Origin of the sequence: Zoogloea dura (genome assembly GCF_012927165.1) — a bacterium.
Lineage (GTDB): Bacteria > Pseudomonadota > Gammaproteobacteria > Burkholderiales > Rhodocyclaceae > Zoogloea > Zoogloea dura.
The window spans coordinates 1-26,106 of the sequence record NZ_JABBGA010000033.1 but is presented as its reverse complement, the minus strand read 5'-3'; the positions used below and the strand labels follow the sequence as shown (position 1 = coordinate 26,106).

Here is a 26,106-nt window from a genome sequence, read left to right as displayed (position 1 = left end):
GAACGCTGTGTCTGTGCCTTTGCTGCGAGGCTTTCCGTTGTTTTGAGTTGAATTGGCCGGGATTTCGCCCCGGCGGGCGACTCACTTCTTTGCTTCGCCAAAGAAGTAAGCAAGAAAGGCGACCCGCCTCCCCGGTCGTTCGCGTTGCGAACGACTCCCCTGCGCTGCTCACGCCAGGCGGCCGGCGCGGAACTCGCCCTTCGGGCTCAAACAGCCGCGCCGGACTACCCCGCCTGCCGTTCCGCTGCTCGGCGGGTCGGAACGGGCTTTTCGCAAACACCGCGCGTTTGCTGAAGCAGGGCGCGATGATCAACGCACAAGCAAAACCCCAGCGTCTCGCCTCCACCGGTTTTTCCGTAGAGGCTCGGTGCTTGCTGAAAGCCCGTTCTGACCCGCCGAGCAGCGCAGCAGCGGGCGGGGCCTTCCGGCGCGGCTGTCTGAGGAGGCGCAGCCGACGAGTTCCGCGCCGGCCGCCCGATGCGAGCAGCGCAGGGGAGTCGTCCGTGCAGCGGATGACCGGGGAGGCGGGTCGCCTTCTTTGCCTCCTTTCTTGGCGAAGCAAGAAAGGAGGTCGCCCGCCGGGGCGAAATCCCGGCCAATCCAACGCGGAAAAAAGGAAAGCCGCCGGCTCTCAGCTTCACCCAGATCTCGATGCCGGGGCGCCGGATTTGAGATCTCGTGCCGTGGGATTGAGATCTCGCACCGCAGATTTGAGATCTCGCTCCCCGGAATTGAGATCCTGCCCTCCGGATTTGAGATCCGGCCCACCGGATTTGAGATCTCAGACCCCGGAATTCAAATCTCGCCTCCCGGATTTGAGATCTCGCACCGCAGATTTGAGATCTCGCCCTCCGGAATTGAAATCCGCAGCTCCGGATCTCAATTCTCGTGCCTCAGATTTGAATAAATCGCCACCGGTATTGAGTTAACGCGTCGGCGAACTGAGTTCCGGCCGCGCTGTGCTCGATGCGGCGGCCGTTTTTTGCAGGCCGCCGCCGGGAGGGGAGAGGTTTGGCCTAGCGGATGCCGGCGCGGTGGATCAGGGCCTGGATCTCGCCGACGATGCCACGCCGGAAGGCCAGCACGCAGAGCACGAAGATGGACCCCATGATCACGGTGACCCACGAGCCCACCTTGTCGGCCAGCTCGTTCTGCAGCGTGATGATGGTGGCCGAGCCCACGGCCGGGCCGAGGATCGTGCCGAGCCCGCCGAGCAGGGTCATCAGGACGACTTCGCCGGAAGTGTGCCAATGCACGTCCGACAGGGATGCCAGCTGGAAGATCAGGGTCTTGGTGGCCCCTGCCAGGCCGGCCAGGGAGGCCGAGATGATGAAGGCGGTCAGCTTGAAGCGGCTCACGTCGTAGCCCAGCGAGATCGCCCGCGGCTCGTTCTCGCGGATGGCCTTGAGGATCTGCCCGAAGGGTGAGTGGATGGTCCGGTAGATGATGAAGAAGCCGACGCTGAAGACGGCATACACCAGGTAATACATGGCCATGTTGTCGGACAGGTCCACCACGCCGAAGAGGTGGCCGCGGGGTACGCCCTGCAGGCCGTCCTCGCCGCCGGTGGCCTTCACCTGCAGCACGATGAAATAGACCATCTGGGCCAGTGCCAGCGTGATCATTGCAAAGTAGATGCCGGTGCGGCGGATGGCCAGCACGCCGAAGACCCAGCCGAGCAGCCCGGCCGCCACGGTGCCGGCGAGGATGCCGATTTCGGGAGTGACGCCGACATCCCGCACCATCAGGCCGCAGACGTAGCCGGCCGTGCCCAGGAAGGCCGCGTGGCCGAAGGACAGCAGGCCGGCAAAGCCGAGCAGCAGGTTGAAGGCGCAGGCAAACAGGGCGAAGCAGAACAGCTTCATCAGGAAGGTGGGGTAGATCGCGAAGGGCGCGATCAGGCCGACGATGAAGAGCCCGGTGTAGAGGACTTCGGGCTTGATCAGGGTGGTCGTTTGGCTCGGGGTGCTCATGGTATGCACATGCTCCTTTTGATCAGGCCTTGCCGAACAGGCCGGCGGGCCGGACCAGCAGCACGATGACCATGATGACGAAGACGACGACGGCGGAGGCTTCCGGGTAGAACACCTTGGTGAGACCCTCGACCAGGCCGAGGCCGATGCCGGTGACGATGGAGCCGAGGATGGAGCCCATGCCGCCGATCACCACCACCGCGAAGACCACGATGATCAGGTTGGAGCCCATCAGCGGATTGACCTGGAAGACCGGGGCGGCAAGCACGCCGGCAAAGGCCGCCAGGGCCACCCCGTAGCCGTAGGTGAAGGTGATCAGCAGCGGCACGTTGATGCCCAGGGCCTGCACGATCTGCGGGTTCTCGGTGCCGGCCCGCAGGTAGGCGCCGAGCTTGGTCTTCTCGATCATGAACCAGGTGCCGAAGCACACCGTGAGGGCGGCCACCACGACCCAGGCGCGGTAGATCGGCAGGAACATGAAGCCCAGGTGGATGCCGCCGGAGAGGGCCTCGGGGACTTCGTAGGATTCGCCGGAGATGCCGAACTGGTCGCGGAAGATGCCTTCGATGATCAGCGCCAGGCCGAAGGTCAGCAGCAGCCCGTAGAGGTGGTCGAGCTTGTACAGCTTGCGCAGCATGGTCCGCTCGAGGATCACCCCGAACAGGCCGACCAGCAGCGGGGCGGCGATCAGGGCCACCCAGTAGTTGATCTCGAAGCGGGTGAGGGCCAGCCAGGCGATGAAGGCCCCCATCATGTACTGCGCCCCGTGGGCGAAGTTGATGATGTTGAGCAGGCCGAAGATGATGGCCAGGCCGAGGCTGAGGATTGCGTAGAAGGAGCCGTTGATCAGGCCCACCAGCAACTGGCTGCCCAGCAGGGCGGTTGGAACGCCGAGGATTTCCATGGGTCACTCCATGCCCGGCGCGCCGCAGGGGCACGCCGGGGATCGTGGTTGCGTCAGGCGCTGTTTACTTCTTGACCAGGGGGCAGCGGGACTGGGACAGGGGCTGGAAGGCCTCGGCCGCCGGGATGACCTGGCGGACGTTGTAGTAGTCCCACGGGTATTTGGATTCGGCGGGCTTCTTCACCTGCATCAGGTACATGTCGTGGACCATCCGGCCGTCTTCGCGGATCTGGCCGTTCTTGGCGAAGAAGTCGTTGATCGGCATCTTCTTCATCTGGGTCATGACCTTCTTGGTGTCGTCGCTGCCGGCCGCCTTGACGGCTTTCAGATAGTGATACACCGAGGAGTACTGGCCGGCCTGGACCATGGTGGGCATCTTCTTCTGCACGCCGAAGAAGCGCTTCGACCAGGCCCGGGTTTCCTCATTCAGATCCCAGTAGAAGCCTTCGGTCAGGTACATGCCCTGGGTGGTCTTGAGGCCCAGGGAGTGAATGTCGGTGATGAACATCAGCAGGCCGGCCAGGGCCTGGGTGGGGGTGATGCCGAATTCCGCAGCCTGCTTGATGGCATTGGTGGTGTCGGCGCCAGCGTTGGCCAGGCCGATCACCTGGGCGCCGGAGGCCTGGGCCTTGAGCAGGAAGGACGAGAAGTCCGAGCCGGGGAAGGGGTGGCGCACCGAGCCCAGCACCTTGCCGCCGTTGGCGGTGACGACCGCCGAGGCGTCCTTTTCGAGGGCCTGGCCGAAGGCGTAGTCGGCGGTCAGGAAGAACCAGTTCTTGCCACCCTGCTTGGTCACGGCCTTGGCCGTGCCATTGGCCAGCGCATAGGTGTCGTAGGTGTAGTGAACGGTGACGTCATTGCACTGCTCGTTGGTGATCGGGGTGGAGGCGGGGCCGCTCATCAGGGCGATGCGGTCCTTTTCCTTGGCGATCTTCATCACCGCCAGGGCCACCGAGGTGGTGACCAGCTCGGTGGCGGTGTCCACGCCTTCCCGCTCGAACCACTCGCGGGCCTTGTTGGAGGCGATGTCGGCCTTGTTCTGGTGGTCGGCGCTGACCATCTCGATCTTGAAATCGGGCTTTTCCTTGGCGATGAAGTCGTCGATGGCCATCTTGGTGGCCAGCACCGCCCCGGAGCCGGCCAGGTCCGAATAGGTGCCGGACAGATCGGTGAGCACCCCGATCTTCACCACGCCACCGGAGATCTGGGCGTGGGCGCCGGCGGACAGGGTGGCCAGGGCGGCCGTACACGCGATGGAAACCGCTTTCTTGATTGTCATGTCTCTCTCCTTCTGGTTGTGTGGTGTGCGGGTGTTCAGACGCCGAGTGTCTGGTGTAGCCAGTCCAGGCGGCCGGGCAACTCTTCCTTGCTGATGGTGGCGATGATCTCGCCGTGTTCGAGGACGTAGTGGCGATCGGCCAGGGGGGCGGCAAAGCGGAAGTTCTGTTCCACCAGGATGATCGTGAAGCCGCGCTTCTTGAGCTCCACGATGACCTCCCCGAGCTTCTTGACGATCACTGGAGCGAGCCCTTCGGTGATCTCATCGAGCAGCAGCAGCTTGGCGCCGGTCCGCAGCACCCGGGCCATGGCGAGCATCTGCTGCTCGCCGCCGGACAGCTTGGTGCCGGGGCTTGAGCGGCGTTCCAGCAGGTTGGGGAACATCCGGTAGATCTCGTCCAGCGACATGCCGCCGCTGGCCACCTGGGGCGGCAGCATCAGGTTCTCTTCGGTGCTGAGGGACGCAAAGATGGCGCGCTCCTCGGGTACGTAGCCGATGCCGTGGCGGGCCATGCGGTGGGTGGGTTCGGCGATCACGTCCTTGCCGTTGACCATGATGGAGCCGCTGCGGCGCCCCACCAGGCCGAGGATAGACTTGAGCGTGGTGGACCGGCCGGAGCCGTTGCGGCCCAGCAGGGTGATGCACTCGCCGCGTCCCACGTGCAGGTCGATGCCGTGCAGGATGTGGGATTCACCATAGAAGGCGTGCAGATCACTGATCCGCAGCATTTCGGGCTTGGGGTCGAAGGCGCTGGTCATGGCGGTCAGTGGTGGGCGTCGTTCATGTCGCTCGAGCCCACATAGGCTTCGAGCACCTGGGGATTCTTCGAGACTTCCTCGTAGGGGCCTTCGGCAAGGATGCTGCCGCGTTGCAGTACGGTGATCCGGTCGCACAGGTTGGCCACCACGGAGAGGTTGTGCTCCACCATCAGGATGGTCCGGTTGGCCGATACCTTGCGGATCAGTTCGACGACCCGGCCGATGTCCTCCTGGCCCATGCCCTGGGTGGGTTCGTCGAGGAGCATCATCGTCGGCTCGAGGGCCAGGGTGGTGGCGATCTCCAGGGCCCGCTTGCGGCCGTAAGGCATCTCGGCGGTGACCGTGTCGGCGAACTGGGTCAGGTCCACCGCTTCGAGCAGCTCCATGGCCCGGTCGTTGAGGACGTTGAGGCTCTTCTCCGAGCGCCAGAAGTGGAATTCGGTGCCCAGCTTGCGCTGCAGGCCGATGCGCACGTTCTCCATCACGCTCAGGTGGGGGAAGGTGGCGGAGATCTGGAAGGAGCGCACCAGCCCACGGCGGGCGGTGGCGGCGGGGGCTTCCCGGGTGATGTCCTGCCCGTCGAAGGTGATGCTGCCCCGGGTGGGCGGCAGGAACTTGGTGAGCAGGTTGAAGACGGTGGTCTTGCCCGCGCCGTTGGGTCCGATCAGGGCGTGGATGTGGCCGCGACGGACCTTCAGATCCACATTTGAAACGGCGGCGAAACCCTTGAACTCCTTGGTCAGACCGGCGGTCTCGAGGATGAACTCGCTCATGGTGTGTCCCGGAAGAAAGGTGGGTCAGCGTTTCCGCAGATGAGGCCGCGGGCGGGCCAGTGGGATCAGCGCGGCGCGACGGCGGGCCGCCATGCGCCGGTGATGGAGGGCGCCGAGGACGAGGGCGGCAGAGAGGGCTGCCGCCAGGATGGGCAATGCGCTCATTGCAAGGTCTCCGTTATTTTTTGTAAGTGCCAGCATAGGGAAGGACCTTGTCTACACCTTTGCCCAAATGTAACGAATGGTGCGCTGGTGCCGCCCGGCAGCCTTCCCTTGGCTGCGCTGTTTGTCGCGTCATTAGGGCTTCTCCGGGGAATCGGGCCAATGGGGGAATACCCGAACTGTCGTATGCGGAAGTGCTGGCCTCGAGGGCGTGGTGCATCAGGATGGCGGCAGCGGGGGTTCCAGGCGCTAGAATGGAAGATTGGCAACAACCCATTCGTGAACACGGAGTTCCCAGAGATGCCCCAGTACCGCTCCCGAACCTCCACCGCCGGCCGCAACATGGCCGGCGCCCGCGCCCTGTGGCGCGCCACCGGCATGAAGGATGGCGATTTCGAAAAGCCGATCATCGCCGTGGTCAACAGCTTCACCCAGTTCGTGCCGGGCCACGTGCACCTCAAGGACCTGGGCCAACTGGTCGCACGGGAGATCGAGGCCGCTGGCGGCGTGGCCAAGGAATTCAACACCATCGCCATCGATGACGGCATCGCCATGGGCCACGGCGGCATGCTCTACAGCCTGCCGTCCCGCGACCTGATCGCCGACAGCGTGGAGTACATGGTCAATGCCCACACCGCTGATGCGATGGTGTGCATCTCCAACTGCGACAAGATCACCCCGGGCATGCTGATGGCCGCGATGCGCCTCAACATCCCCGTCATCTTCGTCTCGGGCGGCCCGATGGAGGCCGGCAAGGTCAAGTGGGAGGCCAAGGTGATCTCCCTCGACCTGGTGGATGCGATGGTCAAGGCCGCCGACAGCAGCTGTTCCGACGAGGAAGTGGACGCCATCGAGCGCTCCGCCTGCCCGACCTGCGGTTCCTGTTCCGGCATGTTCACCGCCAACTCCATGAACTGCCTGACCGAGGCCCTGGGCCTGTCCCTGCCGGGCAATGGCACGGTGCTGGCCACCCACGCCGATCGGGAGCGCCTGTTCAAGGACGCCGGCCGCCGCATCGTCGAGCTGGCCCGCCGCTACTACGAAAAGGACGACGAGTCGGCCCTGCCGCGCTCCATCGCCAGCTTCAAGGCCTTCGAGAACGCCATCAGCCTCGACGTGGCCATGGGCGGCTCCACCAACACCGTGCTGCACCTGCTGGCCGCCGCCAAGGAAGCCGGTGTCGACTTCACCATGAAGGACATCGATCGCATCTCGCGCAAGGTGCCCTGCCTGTCCAAGGTGGCACCGGCCGTCGCCGACGTGCACATCGAGGACGTGCACCGTGCCGGCGGGATCATGGCCATCCTCGGCGAACTCAGCCGGGCCGGCCTGCTGCACACCGACCTGCCCACCGTGCACAGCAAGACCATGGCGGAAGCCCTGGCCACCTGGGACGTGATGCAGGCTCACGACGCGGGCGTGTTCAACTTCTACAAGGCTGCGCCGGGCGGTGTGCCGACCCAGGTGGCCTTCAGCCAGGATCGCCGCTGGAACGAGCTGGACATGGACCGCAGCAAGGGCGTGATCCGCGACAAGGCTCACGCCTTCAGCCAGGACGGTGGTCTGGCCGTGCTCTACGGCAACATCGCCGAGAAGGGCTGCATCGTGAAGACCGCCGGCGTGGATGAGTCCATCTGGACCTTCACCGGCCGGGCCCGCGTGTTCGAGAGCCAGGAAGCCGCGGTGGAAGGTATTCTCGCCGACCAGATCGTGGCCGGCGACGTGGTGGTGATCCGCTACGAAGGCCCGAAGGGCGGCCCCGGCATGCAGGAGATGCTCTATCCGACCAGCTACCTGAAGTCCAAGGGCCTGGGCAAGAGCTGCGCCCTGCTGACCGACGGTCGCTTCTCCGGCGGCACTTCGGGCCTGTCGATCGGCCATGCCTCGCCGGAAGCGGCCTGTGGCGGCGCCATCGGCCTGGTGGAGGAGGGTGACACCATCGAGATCGACATCCCCAACCGTCGCATTCACCTCGCCGTGGCAGATGCAGAGCTGGCCCGTCGCCGTGCCGCTCAGGATGCCCGCGGCTGGAAGCCCGCCAACCGGGTCCGTTATGTGTCTGCTGCCCTGCAGGCCTATGCGGCGTTGACCACCAGTGCCGATACCGGTGCGGTGCGTGACGTGACCCAGATCCAGCGCTGAGGCTTCCCGCTCTGCGCCATCGCCTGCCATCGGCTTGCGCCGGGCAGGCGATTTTCTTTTTACGGCGCCATCGTGTGATCGGCGTGACGGCGTGACGGCGTGCCGCGACAGCGTGGTGCCCTGCCCTTAGCATCGCAGCCTGTCTGTTTTCCAGGCCTTGCCGATGCATCACGCTGCCTTTGTCGCGCCTCGTGGCGCGCACACCGCCTGCACCGTCCGCCATGCGGCGGACCGTGGGGAATGGGATGACTTCCAGGCGATCCTGCCGGCGCCGCACCTGACCCAGTCCTGGGGCTATGGTGAGGCCAAGCGGGCGGAGGGGTGGGACGTGGACCGCCTGGTCTTCGAGTTGGATGGGCAGGCCCTCGCGCTCTGCCAGGTACTGATCAAGCGTGTCCTCGGCTTGCCGGTGGCTGCCCGGATCAATCGTGGTCCACAATTCCTGGTGCCCCACGCCGCGGCTGACGTGATGTGCGAGGTCTACAAGGCCCTGCGCCGGCGCTGGAGCCTCGGCCGGCGCGGTCTGCTGTTGCTGGCGCCGGGGTTGGAGGACGGGGATGTGCAGCGCAGCCTCATGCGGCGGGCCGGCTTCAGGCCCCGCGGTGTGGCGGGCTGGTGTTCTGCCGTACTCGATCTGCGGCTCGGCGAGGCCGCCCTGCGGGCAGGCCTGGCCGCCAACTGGCGCAATCACCTGAAGGTGTCGGAGCGCGGCGGCCTGGTCTTCGACATGAGCACCAGCGAGGAAGCCCGGGAGTGGATGCTGGCCCGCCACGCCGGGCACATGGAAGAGAAGGGCTTCTCCGGCACCTCGGTGGGCTTCCTGCGTGCCTTGCAGCGTCATGTGCCGGACGACTTCTTCGTCTGTCGCGCGCTGCTGGACGATCAGCCCGTGGCCGGGATGATCGTAGTGCGTTTTGCGCGCAGTGCCGAGTACTTCGTGGGCTGGTATGGCCCGGAGGCCCGGCGCAGCAAGGCCGGCAACTTCCTGCTGTGGAATGCTGCCCAGGCGATGCGGGGGCAGGGCTGCGAGCGTTTCGACCTGGGGGGCTATTCGTCCTCGGACGGTTACGGACGTTTCAAGCAGGACATGCGTGGCAGCGAGTACCGCCTGCTGGAGGAGTGGCAGTGCTTTTGAGCGCCGCCTGGCTCAGGCCAGCTTCTTTTCCATGAACAAGGCCTGGCCCATGGCCGGGTCGAGCTGGTAACCCTGGAAGCCGAAGTCCAGGTAGGCCTGGCGGGCGCCCTTGTTGCCTTCGAGGACTTCCAGCGTCAATTTGCAGCAGTCGCGCTCGATCGCTACCTGCTCGGCATGGGCCAGCAGGGCGCGGGCGATGCCCTGGCGGCGACAGTCTTCCCGCACGATGATGTCGTGGATGTTGAGCAGCGGCCTGCCGGCGAAGGTGGAGAAGCCCTCGACACAGTTGATGAGACCGACGGCCCGTCCATCCAGATAAGCCATGAAACTCAGCACCGTGGGGCGCTGGCGGAGCTGCTCCGGAAGACGCTGGCGCAGCTCGGCGGACATCGGCGTGCCGCTGCCGGTCGGGCTGCGCATGTAGTGATCGAGGAGCTCAAGAAAATCGCCGGTGCTGCGGGCATCGGCGAAGTCGGTGGTCTGGATGGCGAGACGGCTCATGATGGCGGGTCGGGTGAGGCAGAGCCATGGTGCGGCGGCGGGGCATCGCCCGCCGGCGGCATCAATGGACCAGGGACAACATGTAGATGAAGCCCGAGGTGATGAAGGTCAGGATCAGCACCACGCCACCACCGGCGGCCAGGATCGGGGTGTAGCTGACGATCGCGAAATGGCGGCCGCACTGCTTGCAGCGGAAGTACTCGGTGAAGTTGATGCCCGCGAAACGATGGGGATGCATGCGGGACTGGCGTACATTCAGGCTCTTGCAATGGACGCAATGGGGGTTCGAGCTGCGCAGCAGGGCAAAGCGCCGGGCGGGCCGGTGCTTGCCTGCCGGGGCAGTCGTGTCGGCCTGCTCTACGGAGGGCGGCAGTTCGCTTTCTGGCGCATCCGCGGCGATGTCGGCCTTCAGGTGCCGATTGAGGTCCCGCCGCCGCAACAGGAAGAAGGCCAGGCCGCCCGCAATGAAGGCGATGAAGACTGTCAGGCCGAACTTGACGTAGGAGCCCACCACGTTCCAGATGGACTGGAGGCTGGGCAGTCCGCCAGTACTCGTTTCGGCTGTGGCGCCAGGCTTGGTGGCCGAAGCGGGCTCGGCCGCAGCAGCGGGTCCTCCCCGGAGCGTCTTGAGTTTTTCGTGCCCGTTCCAGGCAGCTTCGGCGGGAGACATGCCGGCTCGGGTGAGCAGCACCGCATCCTCGAAGGCGAAGCCGGCTTCCCACCAGGCCACCCGGTCGGCTGGCGTGAAGCCTTCCCGCTTCCACTGGCCGGGGTCCGACTGGTCGAGGTCGGCCATCAGGCTGCGGTTATTCTTGCTGGAGTTGAGCCATTCCCTGGCCTCGTCGGCATCGAAACCCTTGTCGGACCAGGTCCGGGCCACCAGGGGGGCAAAGCCGGCGCGCTTCCAGTTGGCTGCGTCGTTCGGAGAAAAGTTGTAGCTCTGCCACTCCCGCGCCTCGATGGGCGTCATCCCCGCGTTTTCCCAGCGTGTGATCTTTGGCGGGCTGGGCAAGGGGGCGTCGACTTCCGGGCTGGTGGACGGCTTGGCTGCAGGCTCCGGGGGAGCGTTCTGTGCCAGGGCCGGAGCGCTGGAAAGGAGGGCGGCGAGGAGGAGGGGCAGGAGGCTCTTCATGGGATCAGCACGATAAAGCACCGGGCATTCAAAGTTGTAGGGGAAACTGAAAACCGCTGCGACAAAAGTCATAAAGGTTTGCTGTTGGCTCAGCGGACAGCAGCCTAGCACCATTCTTCATATTTGGTCTGCATGTGGGGGCTTGGGGGCGAGCACCCCGAACTTCCGCCATTTGCCATCCGGCCATTTCATCCACCGAAAGGCGTATCTTTACAACTCGTTCAGGCGCCGGGCGCGTAGGCTCTGCGGAGACCCAGATGCATGAAATGTCGCTTGCGGAATCGATCCGCGGGATCGTCGATGAGGCCCGGGAGCGGAATCCTTTCGAGCGGGTCAGGACCGTTGTGCTGGCCCTTGGCGAGCTGGCTGCCGTCGAGCCCGAGAGCTTGCGCTTTTGTTTTGACGCAGTGATGAAGGGTGGCCCGGCGGAAGGGGCTGAATTGCGTATCGAACAGGTGCCCGGGCAGGGATGGTGCCGGGCCTGCGCCAGTAGCATGGTGCTGCATGCCCTGTACGAGCCCTGTCCGGCCTGCGGTGCCTACGGGGTGGAAGTGACCGGCGGCAACCGGATGCAGGTCCTTGAACTGGAAGTTGAATGAGGGTGGTGGCAAGCATGTGTGGTGTGTGTGGATGTGGAGCCGGTGAAGTCCGGATCGAAGGGGGCGGGCAGGAAGCTCTGCTGCCGGGGCGTTATCGCCCGCTGCGGGGGCCGGTGGCGTTCGGGTTCTTCCCTGGCCGGAGCTCCGGCCAGGGTGGGGAACGGACCCGCCGCCTGCGCGTGGAGCGTGACATCCTGGCGCTCAATGATACCGAGGCCGGCGCCAACCGGCGCTGGCTGATGGCGCGGCGTATCCTGGCCCTCAACCTGGTGTCCAGCCCTGGCGCAGGCAAGACCAGCCTGCTGGTGCGTACCGTCGAGGCGTTGCAGGGACGCTGGCCGGTCGCCGTGATCGAGGGAGACCAGCAGACCTGCTTCGACGCAGAGCGGATCCGCGCCACCGGAGTGGCGGCGCTGCAGATCAACACCGGCAAGGGCTGCCACCTGGACGCCCGGATGGTGGGCCGGGCGCTGCCGGGGCTGAAGCCGGTCGAGGGGAGCCTGCTGTTCATCGAGAACGTCGGCAACCTGGTCTGCCCGGCGGCCTTTGATCTGGGTGAGGCGGCCAAGGTGGTGGTGCTGTCGGTCACCGAGGGCGATGACAAGCCGCTCAAGTACCCGGACATGTTCGCCGCCGCGCGCCTGATGCTGCTCAACAAGACCGATCTGCTGCCCTACGTGGATTTCAGCGTCGAGCGTGCGCTGGAGTTCGCCAGGAGGATCAATCCGCAGCTGGAGGTGCTGCTGCTGTCGGCGCGGACTGGCGAGGGCATGGATGCCTGGCTGGCCTGGTTGGAGGCGCGGGCTGTGGATGCCGGAGGGGCAGGGGCGCGGGACCAGGGGCGTCCGGAGCAGGCCGGGCAGGAGGCACAGCGCTCATGCTGCTGATTGTTGATCCTACCCGCGTGGCCCGCCGGCTGAAGGTGCGGGGCGTCGTCCAGGGGGTCGGCTTCCGGCCCTTCGTCTATCGCTTTGCCAACCAGCTGGGCCTGGTTGGTTGGGTCCGCAACGACGGCGAAGGCGTCGAGATCGAGATCCAGGGCAGCGAGGCCGTCCTCGATGCCTTCACCCAGTGCCTGGTGACCGAGGCACCGCCGTTGGCGCGGGTGGATGCGATCGAGCCCGAGGTGATCCCACCGGATCTCACCCACAAGGACTTCGTGATCCTGCCCAGCGTGGAAGGCGGCGTGGCCACCTCGATCGGGCCGGATATCGCAGTCTGCCCCTCCTGCCTGTCGGAGCTCTTCGATGCCGACGACAGGCGCTGGCGTTACCCCTTCATCAACTGTACCTACTGCGGCCCCCGCTACACCATCACCCGCAGCCTGCCCTACGACCGGGCCAGGACGAGCATGGCGGATTTCGTGCAATGCCCGGCCTGCGAGGCGGAATACCTCCATCCCGGGGACCGGCGTTTTCATGCGGAGCCCAACGCCTGTCCGGTCTGCGGGCCGAAGCTGGAACTGTATGAATCCCATGGCGTGCGGGCGCTGGCGCGCGATCCGGTCGCCGAGACCCTGCGTCGGCTGAGGCTGGGCGAGATCGTCGCCATCAAGGGTGTGGGGGGCTACCACCTGGCCTGCGATGCACGAAACGGCGATGCGGTGGCCCGTCTGCGGGCGCGCAAGGGGCGGCCCCACGAGCCCCTGGCCATCATGGTGCTGAATGCCGCCAGTGCAGGGCGCTGGGTGCGTCTCTCACCCGCGGAGGAAACCGCGCTGGAGAGTCCTGAGCGGCCCATCGTGCTGCTGGAAAAGCGGGACGGTTTTGACGCCGCCCTGCCGGGGCTGGCGCCCGGACTGGACGAGGCGGGCGTGATGCTGCCCTACACGCCCTTGCACACCCTGTTGTTCCACGAGGCGGCCGAACGTCCGGAAGGCATGGCCTGGCTGGCCGAGCCTCATCCCCTGACCCTGGTGATGACCAGTGCCAACCCGCATGGCGAGCCGCTGGTGAAGGGCAACGGGGAAGCCTTCGAGCGCCTGGCCGAGATCGCCGACGTCTTGCTGATGCACGATCGGGACATCGTGGTCCGCTGCGACGATTCGGTGCTGCGCCTGCGGCCGGATCTCCCCGCCGGGCGGGTCGAGGGGGCCGTCGGCGGCAGCGTGCAGTTCCTGCGCCGGGCCCGGGGCTTCACGCCCCTGTCGCTGCCGCTGGGCGAGGCGGGCCCGCCGGTGCTGGCGCTGGGCGCGCTGTTCAAGGCCAGCCTGTGCGTGATCCGGGGCCGTGAAGCCTTCCTGTCCCAGCACATCGGATCCCTCGACAACCCGGCATCCTGCCAGGCGCTCGACGAGGCTGCCGAGCACCTGCTAGGCATCCTGGCCCAGCGGCCGGAGGCGATCGCCCACGACGCCCATCCCGATTACTACTCGACCCGCCTGGCCCATGCCCTCGCGGAGCGCTTCGATGTCGCCACTGTTCCGGTGCAGCATCACCACGCTCACGTTGCGGCGGTGTGTGCCGAGCATCAGCTCGATGAGCCCGTGCTCGGCCTGGCTGTGGACGGGGTCGGGCTGGGCACTGACGGCATGCCGTGGGGCGGCGAGCTACTGTGGGTGGATGGCGCAGGCTTCCGGCGCCTCGGCCACCTCAGCCCGCTGCCGATGCCCGGGGGCGACCGCGCCGCGCGTGAGCCCTGGCGCATGGCCGTCGGCGTGCTGCATGCCCTGGGCCGGAGCGACGAGGCGATCGAACGCTTTGGCGCCCGGGACAACGTGGAGCAGATCCTCGGCATGCTCATGCGTGGGAGCCGCTGCCCGCCGACCACCAGCCTCGGGCGCTGGTTCGATGCCGCGGCGGGCCTCCTCGGGGTGTGCGAAAGCATGACCTACGAAGGGCAGGCGCCGATGCAGCTGGAGTCCCTGGCCAGGCGGTTCGGCACCATCCTGCCGCTGCCGGGGGGGCATCACATCGATGTCCGGCCGGATAGCGGCCTGTCTGTGCTCAACCTCTATCCGCTGCTCAACCAGTTGATCGGAGAGAACGATGCGGCCAGGGGGGCCGCCCATTTCCACGCCAACCTGCTGGAGGCCCTGGTGGAGTGGCTGGCGGATGCCGCCCACGCCACCGGCGTGCGGACGCTGGTGCTCTCCGGTGGCTGCATGCACAACTGCCTGCTGGCTGTGGGGATGCGTCAGCGCCTGACGGGGCGCGGTTTCAGGGTGTTCGAGGCGCAGCACGTGCCGGCCGGGGATGGCGGCCTGTCCCTGGGCCAGGCCTGGGTGGCCCGGGCGCAACTGATGGGGGGAGGCCTGTAGCCATGTGCCTGGCCATTCCGGCGCGAGTCATCGAGTGCCTGCCCGGCGACACCGGGCTGGTGGAGCTCGGCGGTGTGCGCAAGATCGTCTCGCTGGCCCTGCTGGACAGCGTGGCACCGGGCGACTACGTGATCGTGCACGTGGGCTTTGCGCTGACCCGGCTGGATCCAGCGGAGGCCGAGGAGACCCTGGCCCTGATGCGCGAGGCCGGGCTGGCTGGAGAGGTCGATCCGTGAAATACCTGGAGGCCTTCCGTGACGGCGGAATCGCCCGGACCCTGGCGGAGGCGCTCCGGCGTGAGGTGCAACCTGGGCGGGCCTATGCCTTCATGGAGTTCTGCGGCGGCCATACCCATGCCATCTCCCGCTATGGGGTGGAAGACCTGCTGCCGCCGGAGCTGCGCCTGATCCACGGGCCGGGATGCCCTGTCTGCGTGCTGCCCACCGGCCGGATCGAGCAGGTGCTGCGCCTGGCCCTCGACCGCCCGGTGACGCTCTGCGTGTATGGCGACACCTTGCGGGTGCCCGCCGCGGGGGGCATGTCCCTGCTCAAGGCGCGGGCCATGGGCGCCGATGTGCGCATGATCTATTCAGCCATGGACGCGCTGGCCCTGGCGCAGCGGGAGCCCGTGCGGCAGGTGGTGTTTTTTGCGATCGGCTTCGAGACCACCACCCCGCCCACCGCCCTGGTAGTGCGCGAGGCGGCCCGGCTGGGGCTGAGCAACTTCAGCGTGCTGTGCTGCCATGTCCTCACGCCGCCGGCCATCCGCGCCATCGCCGAGGGCGGGGAGGGAGGCGGCGCGGCGCTGATCGACGGTTTCATCGGCCCGGCCCATGTAAGCACGGTGATCGGGACCCGGCCCTACGCGCCCTTTGCCGCCGGATTCCGCAAGCCGGTGGTGATCGCCGGCTTTGAGCCCCTCGATGTGATGCAGGCGATCCGCATGCTGGTGCGCCAGGTGAACGAGGGCCGGGCCGAGGTCGAGAACGAGTTCACCCGGGCCGTGACGGCTGACGGCAATCTCAAGGCGCAGGCCTTGATGGCCGAGGTCTTCACGCTGCGGGAGGATTTCGAATGGCGGGGGCTCGGCATCCTGCCGCGCTCTGCCCTGCGCCTGGCCGATGCGTTTTCCGGTTTCGATGCGGAGCGCCGCTTCGGGCTGGAGTACTCCCCGATCCCCGATCACAAGGGCTGCGAGTGTGCGGCGGTGTTGAGAGGCGTCACGCGAGCTCGGGATTGCCGCCTTTTTGGCACCGTCTGCACGCCGGAAACACCGGTGGGCGCCTGCATGGTGTCGTCCGAGGGGGCGTGTGCGGCCTACTACGCATACGGGCGTAGCCGTGATCCTGGAGCAGCTGCTGCATGATGGAGCGCTTGCATGCAAGTGCTTGTATCAAAAGGAAACGATCTGGATTTTCCTGAAAAAATTCTTGTTCTCCAGGGTTAATGTCCGGCGTTCGGGGCCGATATGCCGCAATAAGGTCCGCACCGAGACCGGCAAGGAGATAAGAATGAACCTGTTCAAGAAGCTGGGACGCCTTCCCTCCCCGGGCGTCCTGACCCTGCAGTGCCGTGCTGCCGAAGTGTCGGCGCAGCTGGCGGCTGCGCGCATTGTTCCGACCTTCGTCAGCGGCTATGTGTCGCCCCATGTGGACATCGAGCCGGTGGCGCGTGCCGTGACCGCGCGCTTCCCCGGGGTGCCGGTGATGCTCTGCTCCACGGCTGGCGAATTGTGCAGCAGCGGCGATGCCCTCTACTGCCGGACTGGCGAGAGCTGGGACAGGGTGGTGATCCAGTGTTTCGATGCTTCCCTGATCGCCCGTGCCCAGGTGCTGGCCATTCCCCTGGGCTGCGAGGATCTGCGCCGGGGCAAGCCGGAGATCGGGGTCAAGGAACGGGTGGAGCGGATTGCCCGGCAGATCGGTTCGGCCCGGGTCGATTTCGAGATCGACCATCGTGACACCATCGCCCAGGTGCTCTTCGACGGCCTGTCCGCCTCCGAGTCCTTCTTCATGGAGGCCTTGTATGAATCCGGGCGCTTCCCTTGCCTGTTTGTCGGGGGCTCAGCCGGCGGCAAGTTCGATTTCCGCAACACCTGGCTGCACGATGGCAGCCGGAAGCTCGAGAACCATGCGCTGGTGGCCTTCCTGAAGGTGGCCAAGGGCACCCGCTTCGGCGTGCTCAAGAGCCAGAACTTCGAGCCGGAGGGGGTGCGCTTCCCGGTCATCGGGGCATCTCTCGAGAAGCGTTACGTGAGCGACGTGATTGCCGCGGATGGCCGCATCGTGCCCTTCGTGGAGGCCTTGTGCACACACTTCCGGTGCCGGCCGGCAGAGCTGGAGAGCAAGCTGGCCGATCATTCCTTCGCGATCCAGGTGGGCAAGGAGATCTATGTCCGTTCGGTGGTGAATGTGGATGTGGAGGCTGGTCGGGTCAATTTCTACTGCGACATCTCGCCGGGCGAGGACCTCGTGCTGGTGCGGCGGACCGGCCTGGTCCAGAGCACCGCGCGGGACTTCCAGTCCTTCATGGCGGGCAAGCCTGGTGCCCCAGTGGCCGGCATCCTCAACGACTGCATCCTGCGCCGTCTCTACAACGACCGGGAACTGGCCGAGATCGGCAGGGCCCTGCCGGGGACCCAGCTGGCGGGCTTCTCGACCTTTGGTGAGATCCTGGGGCTCAACCTCAACCAGACCCTGACGGCCGTGTTCTTCTTCAGGGTGCCGGAGGGGGCTTCCTTCCGCGACGATTACGTCGATAACTTCGTGGCGCACTACGGCGAGTTCAAGGCCTTCTTCCTGCGCCGTCAGAGCGCCAAGTTGTCGGGCTTGTCACGGGTCATCGTCAAGCAGATCGCCGATTACCAGGCCCAGGCCTTCGACAGCCGGCTGGACCCTGCCAGCTTCGACGGCAGCATCGCGCAGGTGGTGACTGGCCTCAACAGTCTGGGGCAGACGCTCAGGGCCTCCCACGCCCTGCGCGACGATACGGCGCATCAGCTCGAGTCCTGTGCGGGTGACCTGTATGCCTCGGTCGGGCAACTGACCGGCCATATCCAGGAGCAGGGCCAGGTGGTGCATTCGGCCAGTGAAACGGTGGGTGACCTCACCCGCCAGGCGGCCGATGCGGCCGGCAGCGCCCGCAAGCTGGCGGATGCCAGCGGGCGCATCCAGGGCGTGGTGGAGGTGATCCAGCAGATCGCCGACCAGACCAATCTACTGGCCCTCAACGCGGCCATCGAGGCGGCGCGGGCGGGAGAGGCCGGGCGTGGTTTTGCGGTGGTGGCCGACGAGGTGCGCAAGCTGGCCGAGAAGTCCCGCGCCAGTGCCGGCGAGATCGGCGTCGACATCTCCACCCTGGCCAGCGAGATCGCCCGGGTGGCTGGCGAGATCGAGCGCCAGGCCGGTGGCGTGTCCAACCTGTCGGGCCTGCTCGCTAACATTGAATCCTTCAGCGGCAAGACGGCGGGCACGGCAGACCACGCCCGCGGAGTGGCCGACATCCTCAAGCAGCTCACGGAGAGCCAGCTGACTCACTCCTGATGCTCTCCCGGGGAGGCCTCCACTGGGCAGGGCGAAGGCTTCCTTGGCATCATGGGGGTCTCCTCTACTTTGCGGTTTCCCCCATGAAGAGCGTTTATGTTCGTCCCCTGGATCTGCGCAGCGGCCATGTGGATCTGGCCCACGGCGGTGGCGGGCGGGCCATGCAACAGCTCATTGGCGAAGTCTTCCGGCGTGCCTTCGACAATCCCTGGCTGGTGCGGGGCGACGATGGCGCGGTGCTGCCGGCCCTGGCGCCGGGGGAGCGGCTGGTGGTGTCCACCGATTCCCACGTGGTGTCGCCGCTGTTCTTCCCGGGTGGCGACATCGGCAGCCTCAGCGTCCATGGCACGTTGAACGATGTGGCGGTGATGGGGGCCCGTCCCCTCTACCTGAGCGTCGGCTTCATCCTTGAGGAGGGCTTTCCCCTGGCTGATCTGCTGCGCATTGCAGAGAGCATGGGGCGTGCGGCGGCCGATGCCGGTGTGGCCATCGTCACCGGCGATACCAAGGTGGTCGAGCGGGGCAAGGGCGATGGCGTCTTCATCACCACCACCGGGATGGGGGCCTTGCCTGCCGATCGGGAACTATCGGGGGCATTTGCACGGCCGGGGGATGCGGTGCTGGTGTCCGGCACCCTGGGCGAGCACGGGATGGCCATCATGGCGCAGCGCGAGGGCTTGACCTTCGAGGGTGATCTTCGCTCGGATTCGGCGGCCCTGCACGGGCTGGCGGCAGCAGTGCTGGAGGCGTCGCCGGGTTTGCGCCTGATGCGGGATCCGACCCGGGGCGGGCTGGCGGCGACGCTCAACGAGATTGCCCGGCAATCGACGGTGGGGATCGTGCTGGAGGAGTCTGCCCTGCCGGTGTCTCAGGCGGTCGCCGCAGCCTGCGAGTTCCTAGGGCTGGACCCCCTGAACCTGGCCAGCGAGGGGCGGCTGCTGGCGGTATGCCCGGGCGCCGAGGCGGCGCCCCTGCTGGCAGCGCTGCGCGCCCATCCGCTGGGGCGTCAGGCTGCCCTGATCGGTGAGGTGGTGGCCGATGAGCGCTGCTTCGTGCAGATGCAGACCATGCTGGGCGGACGCCGCATGGTCGATTGGCTGGCTGGCGAGCCCCTGCCGCGGATCTGCTGAGAGCGGCGCTCAGCGGTCGCCGCGTCCTCCCCTGTCGCCACGCTCTCCCCGGTCTCCCTCCATGCGGCCGCCGAAGCGGTTCTGGTTTTCGGGGGCGTGCATGCGGGGCGCCTCCTGGCCCGGGGGCGGGCGGAAGCGGGAGGCGTTGTCTTCCGGCGGGCGGCGTTGCTCGACCGGCGGGGTATCCCGGCGTGAAGGTGGGGGCTGGAAGCCGCCGCCAGGGGGGGCAGGGGCTGTGGGGGCGACCGGGGCCACAGCCGGGGGCGGATTGGGCCGTGCAGGAGGGGCTCCGTCGTTGTTCCCATGGCGGTCACGCTCCCGCTCGTTGCGGGGCGGCGGAGGTCGCCGGTCATCGCGCCGGTCATCATGGCGCTCGTCCCGGCGCCAGTCGTCCCTGCGCTCATCCCTGCGTCCGTCCCAGCGATCATCCCGACGTCCTTCCCAGCGGTCGTCCCGACGCCAGTCGTCCGGCGCGCGGTGTGGTGGTGGGGCCACGTACACCGGAGGGGGCGAGGGGCGCCAGTGGCGGTGCGTGTCGTACCACGGACGATCCCGGTAATAGCGGCCCCAGTAATCTCCGATCACAAAGCTGATCAGGGGAATGCCGAAGGACGGGCCGTACTCGATGACTGGCAGGGGCGGGCCATTCCATGAAAAGCTCAGCGCTCCGCTCCATGCCCAGCCGCGCAGGCCGTCCGGCGCGATGACGTCACACCACTGGTAGCTCCGGAGGCAGCCGGCAACTTCGAGTCCGATGCCTGGGGGGACAACGACAATCAGGGGGTAGTCCGGGCCGGGGCCGGCATGGATGCGCATCGGCTCAATGGTATAGGCGGGCCGTGCTGTGGCGACCGCAGGCAGCAGCAGTGCTGCGCCCGCGAGGCAGGTAAACAGGGTCTTGATGGTCATGGCGGCGCCCCCTTTCTTTGATCTCTCTCCGGACAATACGCCCGGTGTCGGGTAATGCAACGCATCGTGTGGCAGAAAGGGGCAGGCCCGACTGTAAGCCGAGGTTTCCGGCCCTGCGGGTAAGCCTGTGAGCGCCCCCTGAGCCGGTAAAGTTGCCGGGTGGGTCGCCGTAGATCATCCCAGTCCCCGGGATACAAGGAGCCTGTGATGAAGATCGATTCTGCCAGTGTCACCCTCGTTGCGAGCCATCAGGCCTCGACCCGGGTCGAGGTCAGCGAGCGCCTGAATGCCTGGGTGGGGCGTCGCCCCCAGGCCAGCGACGGGCAGGCCCCTTCCCGTTCGGTGATCGTTTCCGACGCAGCCCGCCAGGCGCTCGACCTGGACAAGGTGCTGGCGGCGACGCCGGCCAATGATGACGAGAACAAACTGGATCCCAAGCTCGAGTTCCTCAAGGCGCTTGTCGAGGCACTGACCGGGCAGCAGATCAACCTGGTGTCCTCCTCCGATCTGGCGACGGTGGTCGTGCCCGATGGTGCCGCGGCCGCCGGCGCGGGTGGTGGGGTTGCGCCGGATGCGGGCTTCGGTGTCGAGTATGAGCGCAGCGAGACGCGTACCGAGACCGAGGCGATGCAGTTCGAGGCCGGTGGCACGATCCGCACGGCGGACGGGCGCGAGATCGGGTTCCGGCTGTCCCTCTCCATGTCGCGCGTGGAGACCGAAACCAGCAGTTTCAGCCTGCGGGCCGGTAATGCGGTGAGCAAGGATCCGCTGGTCATCAACTTCAACGGTGAAGGGGCCAGCCTGAGCAGCCAGCGCTTCCGCTTCGATCTGATGGGAGATGGCCGGCAGGTGGATATGCCGACCCTGGGGCAGGGCAGCGGCTTTCTGGTGCTGGATGCGCTGGAGTCAGGCCAGGTGACGTCCGGCCGCCAGCTGTTCGGCCCGAACAGTGGCGACGGCTTTGCCGATCTGGCCCGCTATGACAGCGACGCGAATGGCTGGATCGATGAAGCCGACCCCGTGTTCGGCCGGCTCGGCGTGTGGACGCCGGATGCCCAGGGCGGCGGGGCGGTGAGCAGCCTCGCTGATACGGGGGTCGGCGCGCTCTATCTGGGCCGCGCTGCCACAGCCTTTTCCCTCAAGGAGGGGGGCGCCACGCTGGGCGACATCCGCAGCACCGGCTTCTATGTTCGCGAGGACGGTGCCACGGGAACCCTGCAGCAGGTCGATGTGGCGGTCTGAGCGGGGTCTCAGGCGAGGTTGCCCAGCCTGGCCATGAAGGCGCCAGGTATCAGGGCCGGCTTGCGGGCGGCGTAGTCGAAGAAGATCAGCCCGATCTTGCCACGCGCAACTTCGCGGCCGGTGGTCTTCTCGGTGGCCTGCCACATCAGGTCGCAGCCGTACTTGTTGAAATCGTCCGGCGTGATGGCGAAGACCAGGGTTTCGCCGTGGAAGGCCTCGGACTTGTATTGCAGGGCCGCGTCGGTGACCACGATGCCGACTCCTTCCACATCCAGCTCCTGGTAGCCGAGGCTCTGGAAATAGCGGGCGCGGGCTTCCGACAGCAGGCCGATAAGGGCCGAGTTGTCGAGGTGCCGGGCCATGTTGATGTGGGTCAGGTAGATCTGGATTTCCGTGTAGAAGGAGAACTTTTCCGGAAGTTCGATTTGGATGCGTGCCATGGATGAGTCCTGGATAAACGGTTTCAGGCCTTGATTATCGCAGTGCAGCGAAAAGCGTGGGGGCCGATCGCCGGCCTGCGTGAGAGCTTGCGTGGCGTGCCTGGTACGCTTTCTGTATGGACTAAGATAGTTCTCTCATACCCTCGAGCCGGGCCGATCCCATGCATGCGCTGCCTTCAGACACCCTCTCTCTCGCCCTGCTGGTCTTCATGCTGGGCATCAAGCACGGATTCGATGCGGACCACCTCGCCACGATCGACGGGCTGACCCGCTGCAATCTCGTGGCGCGGCCCCGCCTGGCCCGGTTTTGCGGAAGCCTGTTCTCGCTGGGGCACGGGTCGGTGGTGGTGACTGTCGCGGTGGGGGTCAGCCTGCTGTCCAGCGACTGGGCCGTGCCCGAATGGCTGGAGACGTCGGGGGCCTGGATCTCCATCGGCTTCCTGGCGCTTCTCGGTGTGCTCAATCTTGGTGCGGTCTTTGCCGCGGATCCACACGAGTTGGTGCATCCGGTCGGGCTCAAGGGGCGCTGGCTGGGGAGCTTGCGGGTCGGTCACCCGGTGGGGGTGGCGCTGGTGGGGGCCTTGTTTGCCCTGTCCTTTGATACGGTGAGTCAGGCCGCGCTGTTTGCCATGGCCGGGGTGCAAGCCGGTGGCTGGGGGCCGGCTGCCTTGCTGGGGCTGGTCTTCATGGCAGGGATGCTGATCGCCGATGGGGTCAATGGCTTCTGGATCGCCCGCCTGATTGCGCGTGCGGACGAGGTGGCCCGCCTGGCATCGAGGATCATGGCGCTGGCTGTGGGGGGGGTGAGCCTGCTGGTCGCAGCTTACGGGCTGCTCCGGATGTCCTGGCCGGCACTTGAGGCCTGGGGCGAGGGCAAGGAGTTGCTACTGGGCTTGGGGGTGATTGCAGGCGTCCTGGCCAGCTTCCTGGCGGCTCTGGCGGTGGCGCGGCTGCGGGGCGCTGCGCGGATGGCGGCCTGAACCTTCGATCTCTGCCCACCGCCGGGGAACAATTCGGTAGGATCCGCATCCGCAGGCTTGATGCATCGCAAGGTGAATGGGTGCCCCGCGAGGCAGAGTGCCGTACCGGGGGGCGCAGAGCCCTGCGTTCGTCTGGTGAGCGCCTTGTTGCTATTCCGAGTCCGAGTTTGAATAACGAAGCCCCTTCTGTTTGCCCACTTCCATCGGCCCCTTGCCTGCGGCCTCAGGCTGGGTGCGCCTGGCTGTGACGGTCGATCGCGGTATTGCCACTGCGTTCGGCATGTCCTTGCTGGCTCACGGGCTGGCCTTCGGCCTGTGGAATGACAGGAGTCCTGCCCTGGTCGAGCCGCCGCAGCTGCTTGAAGCGCGGCTCGTGGTTCCGGAACCGGAGCCTCCTGCTGCCGCGCATCCACCGCCGGTCCGGCCGCCGGTCGAGCCTCATGCGGCCCCGCGGCCCCACCCCCCTGTGCCTGCAACACCTCATGTCCGTGCTCCCGAGCAGATTGCAACGGCGCGCCCCGTCGAGCGTGAGGCTCCGCCCCGGCTGACCGGCGAGAGTTCCCGGGAGGCGCCCGCTCGGGCCGTCGCCAGCGGGGCCGGGACTGCGGCGGCTCCGCTGGCGGCGGCATCGGCCCCGCCGGCTGCCATGGCGGGAGGGGGCGGGCCGGCGGCAGCCTATGCGCCGCCCAGCTTCGGTGCCAGCTACCTGCACAATCCCAAGCCCGCCTATCCCCTGATGGCTCGCCGACGCGGATTGCAGGGGCTGGTCCGGCTGGATGTGAAAGTGAATGCGGAGGGGATTCCCACGGCGGTCCGGGTCAAGGACAGTTCCGGGCACGAGGCTCTCGACGAGGCCGCGCTGACGGCAGTCTGGCATTGGCGCTTCGCTCCGGCGCGGCGCGGTGGCGAGGCGGTGGAGGGGAGTGTCGTGGTTCCCGTGCGCTTCAATCTCGACGGCGAGGCCGCGAGCTGAACGGAGGCGTCGCCTCCTGATGATCCTGGAGAGTCAAATGTCCGTGCATCTGTGGCTGGGTTTCCTGGCCGTCACTTGTGTAGTTGCCTTGTCGCCCGGTCCCGGGGCCGTGCTGAGCATGAGCATCGGCCTGCGCCACGGCTACTGGCATGCGCTGCGTGGAATCCTCGGTCTGCAGACGGCCCTGGTGCTGCAGATGGCGCTGGTTTTTGCCGGGCTGGGGGCCGTGCTCGCAGCGTCAGAGCATGCTTTTGTTCTCCTCAAGCTCGCCGGCGCCATGTATCTGGTGTGGCTCGGCGTCCAGAAATGGCGCGCATCGATAGGGGAAGAGGGGCAGGAGCCGGCTGATGCTCCCGTGCCTGGAGGCTTCTACCGGCAGGGGGTCCTGGTGAACCTCGGTAATCCCAAGGCCATCGTGTTCATTGCCGCCCTGGTGCCCCAGTTCATCGATGCCTCTGCGCCCCGCCCGCTGCAATTCCTGGTGATGGTTGCGACCATGTGCAGCATCGACATCCTGGTCATGTCGGGCTATGCCGTGCTGGCCAGCCGCTTCCGCCGGGTGGCGGGCAGTGATCGTGCCGTGCGCCTGCAGAACCGGGTCTTCGGCGGGCTGTTCATCAGCGCGGGCCTGCTGCTGGCGGGAACCTCCCGGGGCTGACCCGGTGGCGTGGAGTCACGCCTCCTCGAGTTCGGCAAGGCTTGCTTCGTCGAGACCGAGTTCGGATTCGGCCAGCTCCGTCCAGTCGATCCAGTCTGGCGAGACCCCGTCGCGCAGGCGGCGTCCGGTTGCCAGGAGGATGGCCAGAAAACGGGGCGTCTCGGAAAGCCGGGCCGCCTGGCGGGGATCATGGTGGGCGCGGATCGCCTCGGCCACGTCCTGGGGCAGCTTCCAGTTGCGAGCTACCAGGGCTCCCGCCGCGGCATGGTCGGCGCCGCTCAGGGCATCCAGGGCGCGAATCCCTGCCTCCAGCGTGTGGCCCTGCCCCTTGAGGGCGGCTGCCAGCTCGGGGCTGCGCCGCAGCAGGACAGCGATGCCTGCGTCCTGCATGAGTGCGGCCAGATAGGCGAGATCGGCCAGTGCCTTGGCGGACGTCTGGCGGCAGGCCGCGTAGGTCAATTCTGCGGCGCGGGCGCTGGCCGACCAGACTGCTTCGATCACATCCGCATCCAGGCCCGAGCAATGGCTGCGCAGTGCGGTGCTGGCTGCGGTCGCCAGGGTCCGTGTGCGGCCCAGCATGGTAATGGCCTCCAGCGCCGAGCGAGGTGCGGCCCGGGGGCGGAAGACCGGCGAGTTGGCCACCCGCAGCAAGGCGCCGGTGATGGCCGGGTCCTGGCTCACCGCAGCGGCCAGCTCGCGGGGGCCCGCGTCTTCACTTGCTGCAGCCGCCTGGAGCCGCAGGAAGCCCGGCCCCGGCGCCGGCAGCACCACCCCGCTGGCGAGCACGGCTTCTATGAGTTGATCCTTGTCCACTGGGCTTCCTCCCCGACGATATTCATGGGCGTGCCTGTCATTACAGCACAGGCCGCAAGGAGTTTTTCAAATAGTGTTTGACAGAGGTTTGGGGTGTGCCTATAATGCGCGCTTCTCGCTTGGAGGGGTTCCCGAGCGGTCAAAGGGATCAGACTGTAAATCTGACGGCACTGCCTTCGAAGGTTCGAATCCTTCCCCCTCCACCAAAGTTTTTTGCTGTTGCTCCATGTTTGTGTTTGGCATGAAGTGGTGATTGTGAGTCGTGCGTTGTAATGCGGGTGTAGCTCAATGGTAGAGCAGAAGCCTTCCAAGCTTATGACGAGGGTTCGATTCCCTTCACCCGCTCCAGGTTGAGTGTGTGGAAGCTCATGTAGCTCAGTGGCAGAGCACTCCCTTGGTAAGGGAGAGGTCGGCAGTTCAATCCTGCCCATGAGCACCATCCTTCCCGGTGCTGCAGCCTTAATTGGTTTCCGATTTCCTGATTTTTTTGCGGGGTTGATGATATGGCTAAGGAAAAGTTCGAGCGGAAAAAGCCGCACGTAAACGTTGGCACGATTGGTCACGTTGACCACGGCAAGACCACCCTGACGGCTGCGATCACCACCGTGCTGTCGCGCAAGTTTGGCGGCGAGGCGAAGGCCTACGACCAGATCGACGCGGCGCCGGAAGAGAAGGCTCGTGGTATCACCATCAACACCGCTCACGTCGAGTACGAAACCGAAGGTCGTCACTACGCTCACGTGGACTGTCCGGGTCACGCCGACTACGTGAAGAACATGATTACCGGTGCTGCGCAGATGGA

25 protein-coding genes, 3 tRNA genes and 1 pseudogene are annotated in these 26,106 nt (G+C 66.4%); 18 read left to right on the top strand and 11 right to left on the bottom strand.

Annotated elements, in window-relative coordinates; genetic code table 11:
- Positions 1 to 1,016 precede the first annotated feature (1,016 nt).
- From HHL15_RS23430 to HHL15_RS23405, 6 genes are all read right to left on the bottom strand, one after another.
- Positions 1,017 to 1,973, bottom strand: a complete 957-nt coding sequence (locus HHL15_RS23430) for a branched-chain amino acid ABC transporter permease (protein WP_169148230.1) — start codon at positions 1,971 to 1,973, stop codon at positions 1,017 to 1,019.
- 22 nt (positions 1,974 to 1,995) lie between these two features.
- Positions 1,996 to 2,877: a branched-chain amino acid ABC transporter permease gene (locus HHL15_RS23425; protein WP_169148229.1), complete on the bottom strand. Its 882-nt coding sequence runs from the start codon at positions 2,875 to 2,877 to the stop codon at positions 1,996 to 1,998.
- Between the two features lie 64 nt (positions 2,878 to 2,941).
- The gene (locus HHL15_RS23420; RefSeq protein WP_169148228.1) at positions 2,942 to 4,156 is read right to left on the bottom strand and encodes an ABC transporter substrate-binding protein; all 1,215 of its coding nucleotides are present in this window, start codon (positions 4,154 to 4,156) and stop codon (positions 2,942 to 2,944) included.
- Between the two features lie 35 nt (positions 4,157 to 4,191).
- The gene (locus HHL15_RS23415) at positions 4,192 to 4,914 is read right to left on the bottom strand and encodes an ABC transporter ATP-binding protein (RefSeq protein WP_169148227.1); all 723 of its coding nucleotides are present in this window, start codon (positions 4,912 to 4,914) and stop codon (positions 4,192 to 4,194) included.
- Between the two features lie 5 nt (positions 4,915 to 4,919).
- The gene (locus HHL15_RS23410) at positions 4,920 to 5,687 is read right to left on the bottom strand and encodes an ABC transporter ATP-binding protein (protein ID WP_169148226.1); all 768 of its coding nucleotides are present in this window, start codon (positions 5,685 to 5,687) and stop codon (positions 4,920 to 4,922) included.
- Positions 5,688 to 5,711: 24 nt separating this feature from the next.
- A complete protein-coding gene (locus tag HHL15_RS23405; protein ID WP_169148225.1) occupies positions 5,712 to 5,852 on the bottom strand; it encodes a hypothetical protein in 141 nt (46 codons plus the stop codon).
- Between the two features lie 297 nt (positions 5,853 to 6,149).
- Here HHL15_RS23405 and ilvD point away from each other — a divergent pair, with 297 nt between their 5' ends.
- A complete protein-coding gene (gene ilvD / locus HHL15_RS23400) occupies positions 6,150 to 7,991 on the top strand; it encodes a dihydroxy-acid dehydratase (protein ID WP_169148224.1) in 1,842 nt (613 codons plus the stop codon).
- A gap of 163 nt (positions 7,992 to 8,154) precedes the next feature.
- Entirely contained in the window at positions 8,155 to 9,126 is a 972-nt protein-coding gene (locus tag HHL15_RS23395; RefSeq protein WP_169148223.1) for a lipid II:glycine glycyltransferase FemX, read from the top strand.
- A 12-nt stretch (positions 9,127 to 9,138) separates the two neighbouring features.
- Here HHL15_RS23395 and HHL15_RS23390 read toward each other — a convergent pair whose 3' ends face one another.
- Both HHL15_RS23390 and HHL15_RS23385 read right to left on the bottom strand, forming a co-directional pair.
- The gene (locus tag HHL15_RS23390) at positions 9,139 to 9,627 is read right to left on the bottom strand and encodes a GNAT family N-acetyltransferase (RefSeq protein WP_169148222.1); all 489 of its coding nucleotides are present in this window, start codon (positions 9,625 to 9,627) and stop codon (positions 9,139 to 9,141) included.
- 61 nt (positions 9,628 to 9,688) lie between these two features.
- Entirely contained in the window at positions 9,689 to 10,759 is a 1,071-nt protein-coding gene (locus HHL15_RS23385; protein ID WP_169148221.1) for a hypothetical protein, read from the bottom strand.
- Positions 10,760 to 11,016: 257 nt separating this feature from the next.
- On the opposite strand from HHL15_RS23385, the gene hypA reads away from it, so the two are divergent.
- From hypA to hypE, 8 genes and pseudogenes are all read left to right on the top strand, one after another.
- A complete protein-coding gene (gene hypA, locus HHL15_RS23380; RefSeq protein ID WP_169148220.1) occupies positions 11,017 to 11,358 on the top strand; it encodes a hydrogenase maturation nickel metallochaperone HypA in 342 nt (113 codons plus the stop codon).
- Complete coding sequence (hypB, locus tag HHL15_RS23375; RefSeq protein ID WP_408065737.1) at positions 11,355 to 12,245, top strand: hydrogenase nickel incorporation protein HypB; 891 nt, start codon at positions 11,355 to 11,357, stop codon at positions 12,243 to 12,245. The genes hypA and hypB overlap by 4 nt, the downstream gene beginning before the upstream one ends.
- Positions 12,236 to 14,617, top strand: a complete 2,382-nt coding sequence (gene hypF, locus HHL15_RS23370) for a carbamoyltransferase HypF (RefSeq protein WP_169148219.1) — start codon at positions 12,236 to 12,238, stop codon at positions 14,615 to 14,617. The genes hypB and hypF overlap by 10 nt, the downstream gene beginning before the upstream one ends.
- Before the next feature lie 2 nt (positions 14,618 to 14,619).
- A complete protein-coding gene (locus HHL15_RS23365) occupies positions 14,620 to 14,853 on the top strand; it encodes a HypC/HybG/HupF family hydrogenase formation chaperone (RefSeq protein ID WP_169148218.1) in 234 nt (77 codons plus the stop codon).
- Positions 14,850 to 15,983 carry a hydrogenase formation protein HypD gene (gene hypD, locus HHL15_RS23360; protein WP_169148217.1) on the top strand — a complete coding sequence of 378 codons (1,134 nt, stop codon included), beginning with the start codon at positions 14,850 to 14,852 and terminating at the stop codon, positions 15,981 to 15,983. The genes HHL15_RS23365 and hypD overlap by 4 nt, the downstream gene beginning before the upstream one ends.
- A gap of 145 nt (positions 15,984 to 16,128) precedes the next feature.
- Positions 16,129 to 17,277 (top strand): annotated as a pseudogene (locus HHL15_RS27055) (FIST signal transduction protein); the annotation flags it as partial.
- A gap of 45 nt (positions 17,278 to 17,322) precedes the next feature.
- Complete coding sequence (locus tag HHL15_RS27050; protein WP_408065738.1) at positions 17,323 to 18,159, top strand: methyl-accepting chemotaxis protein; 837 nt, start codon at positions 17,323 to 17,325, stop codon at positions 18,157 to 18,159.
- An 83-nt stretch (positions 18,160 to 18,242) separates the two neighbouring features.
- A complete protein-coding gene (gene hypE, locus HHL15_RS23350; protein ID WP_169148215.1) occupies positions 18,243 to 19,289 on the top strand; it encodes a hydrogenase expression/formation protein HypE in 1,047 nt (348 codons plus the stop codon).
- A gap of 9 nt (positions 19,290 to 19,298) precedes the next feature.
- Here the strand turns inward: hypE and HHL15_RS23345 are convergent, their stop codons facing one another.
- Positions 19,299 to 20,198 carry an SH3 domain-containing protein gene (locus tag HHL15_RS23345; RefSeq protein WP_169148214.1) on the bottom strand — a complete coding sequence of 300 codons (900 nt, stop codon included), beginning with the start codon at positions 20,196 to 20,198 and terminating at the stop codon, positions 19,299 to 19,301.
- Between the two features lie 207 nt (positions 20,199 to 20,405).
- Here HHL15_RS23345 and HHL15_RS23340 point away from each other — a divergent pair, with 207 nt between their 5' ends.
- Positions 20,406 to 21,440 (top strand): hypothetical protein, encoded by a 1,035-nt coding sequence (locus tag HHL15_RS23340; RefSeq protein WP_169148213.1) that lies wholly within the window; start codon positions 20,406 to 20,408, stop codon positions 21,438 to 21,440.
- Positions 21,441 to 21,448: 8 nt separating this feature from the next.
- Here HHL15_RS23340 and HHL15_RS23335 read toward each other — a convergent pair whose 3' ends face one another.
- The gene (locus tag HHL15_RS23335) at positions 21,449 to 21,880 is read right to left on the bottom strand and encodes an acyl-CoA thioesterase (RefSeq protein WP_169148212.1); all 432 of its coding nucleotides are present in this window, start codon (positions 21,878 to 21,880) and stop codon (positions 21,449 to 21,451) included.
- A gap of 161 nt (positions 21,881 to 22,041) precedes the next feature.
- Between HHL15_RS23335 and HHL15_RS23330 the strand changes: the two genes are divergently transcribed.
- From HHL15_RS23330 to HHL15_RS23320, 3 genes are all read left to right on the top strand, one after another.
- Positions 22,042 to 22,860, top strand: a complete 819-nt coding sequence (locus HHL15_RS23330) for a HoxN/HupN/NixA family nickel/cobalt transporter (protein ID WP_169148211.1) — start codon at positions 22,042 to 22,044, stop codon at positions 22,858 to 22,860.
- A gap of 190 nt (positions 22,861 to 23,050) precedes the next feature.
- The gene (locus HHL15_RS23325; protein ID WP_206198944.1) at positions 23,051 to 23,833 is read left to right on the top strand and encodes an energy transducer TonB; all 783 of its coding nucleotides are present in this window, start codon (positions 23,051 to 23,053) and stop codon (positions 23,831 to 23,833) included.
- 37 nt (positions 23,834 to 23,870) lie between these two features.
- Entirely contained in the window at positions 23,871 to 24,491 is a 621-nt protein-coding gene (locus HHL15_RS23320; protein ID WP_169148210.1) for a LysE family transporter, read from the top strand.
- A gap of 15 nt (positions 24,492 to 24,506) precedes the next feature.
- Here HHL15_RS23320 and HHL15_RS23315 read toward each other — a convergent pair whose 3' ends face one another.
- Positions 24,507 to 25,304, bottom strand: a complete 798-nt coding sequence (locus HHL15_RS23315) for an HDOD domain-containing protein (protein ID WP_169148209.1) — start codon at positions 25,302 to 25,304, stop codon at positions 24,507 to 24,509.
- Between the two features lie 121 nt (positions 25,305 to 25,425).
- Here HHL15_RS23315 and HHL15_RS23310 point away from each other — a divergent pair.
- From HHL15_RS23310 to HHL15_RS23295, 4 genes are all read left to right on the top strand, one after another.
- A tRNA-Tyr gene (locus HHL15_RS23310) sits at positions 25,426 to 25,510 on the top strand.
- A gap of 68 nt (positions 25,511 to 25,578) precedes the next feature.
- Positions 25,579 to 25,652, top strand: a tRNA-Gly gene (locus tag HHL15_RS23305).
- A gap of 16 nt (positions 25,653 to 25,668) precedes the next feature.
- A tRNA-Thr gene (locus HHL15_RS23300) sits at positions 25,669 to 25,743 on the top strand.
- A 64-nt stretch (positions 25,744 to 25,807) separates the two neighbouring features.
- On the top strand, positions 25,808 to 26,106 hold a 299-nt coding region (locus HHL15_RS23295), incomplete at its 3' end, for a GTP-binding protein (protein ID WP_206198943.1).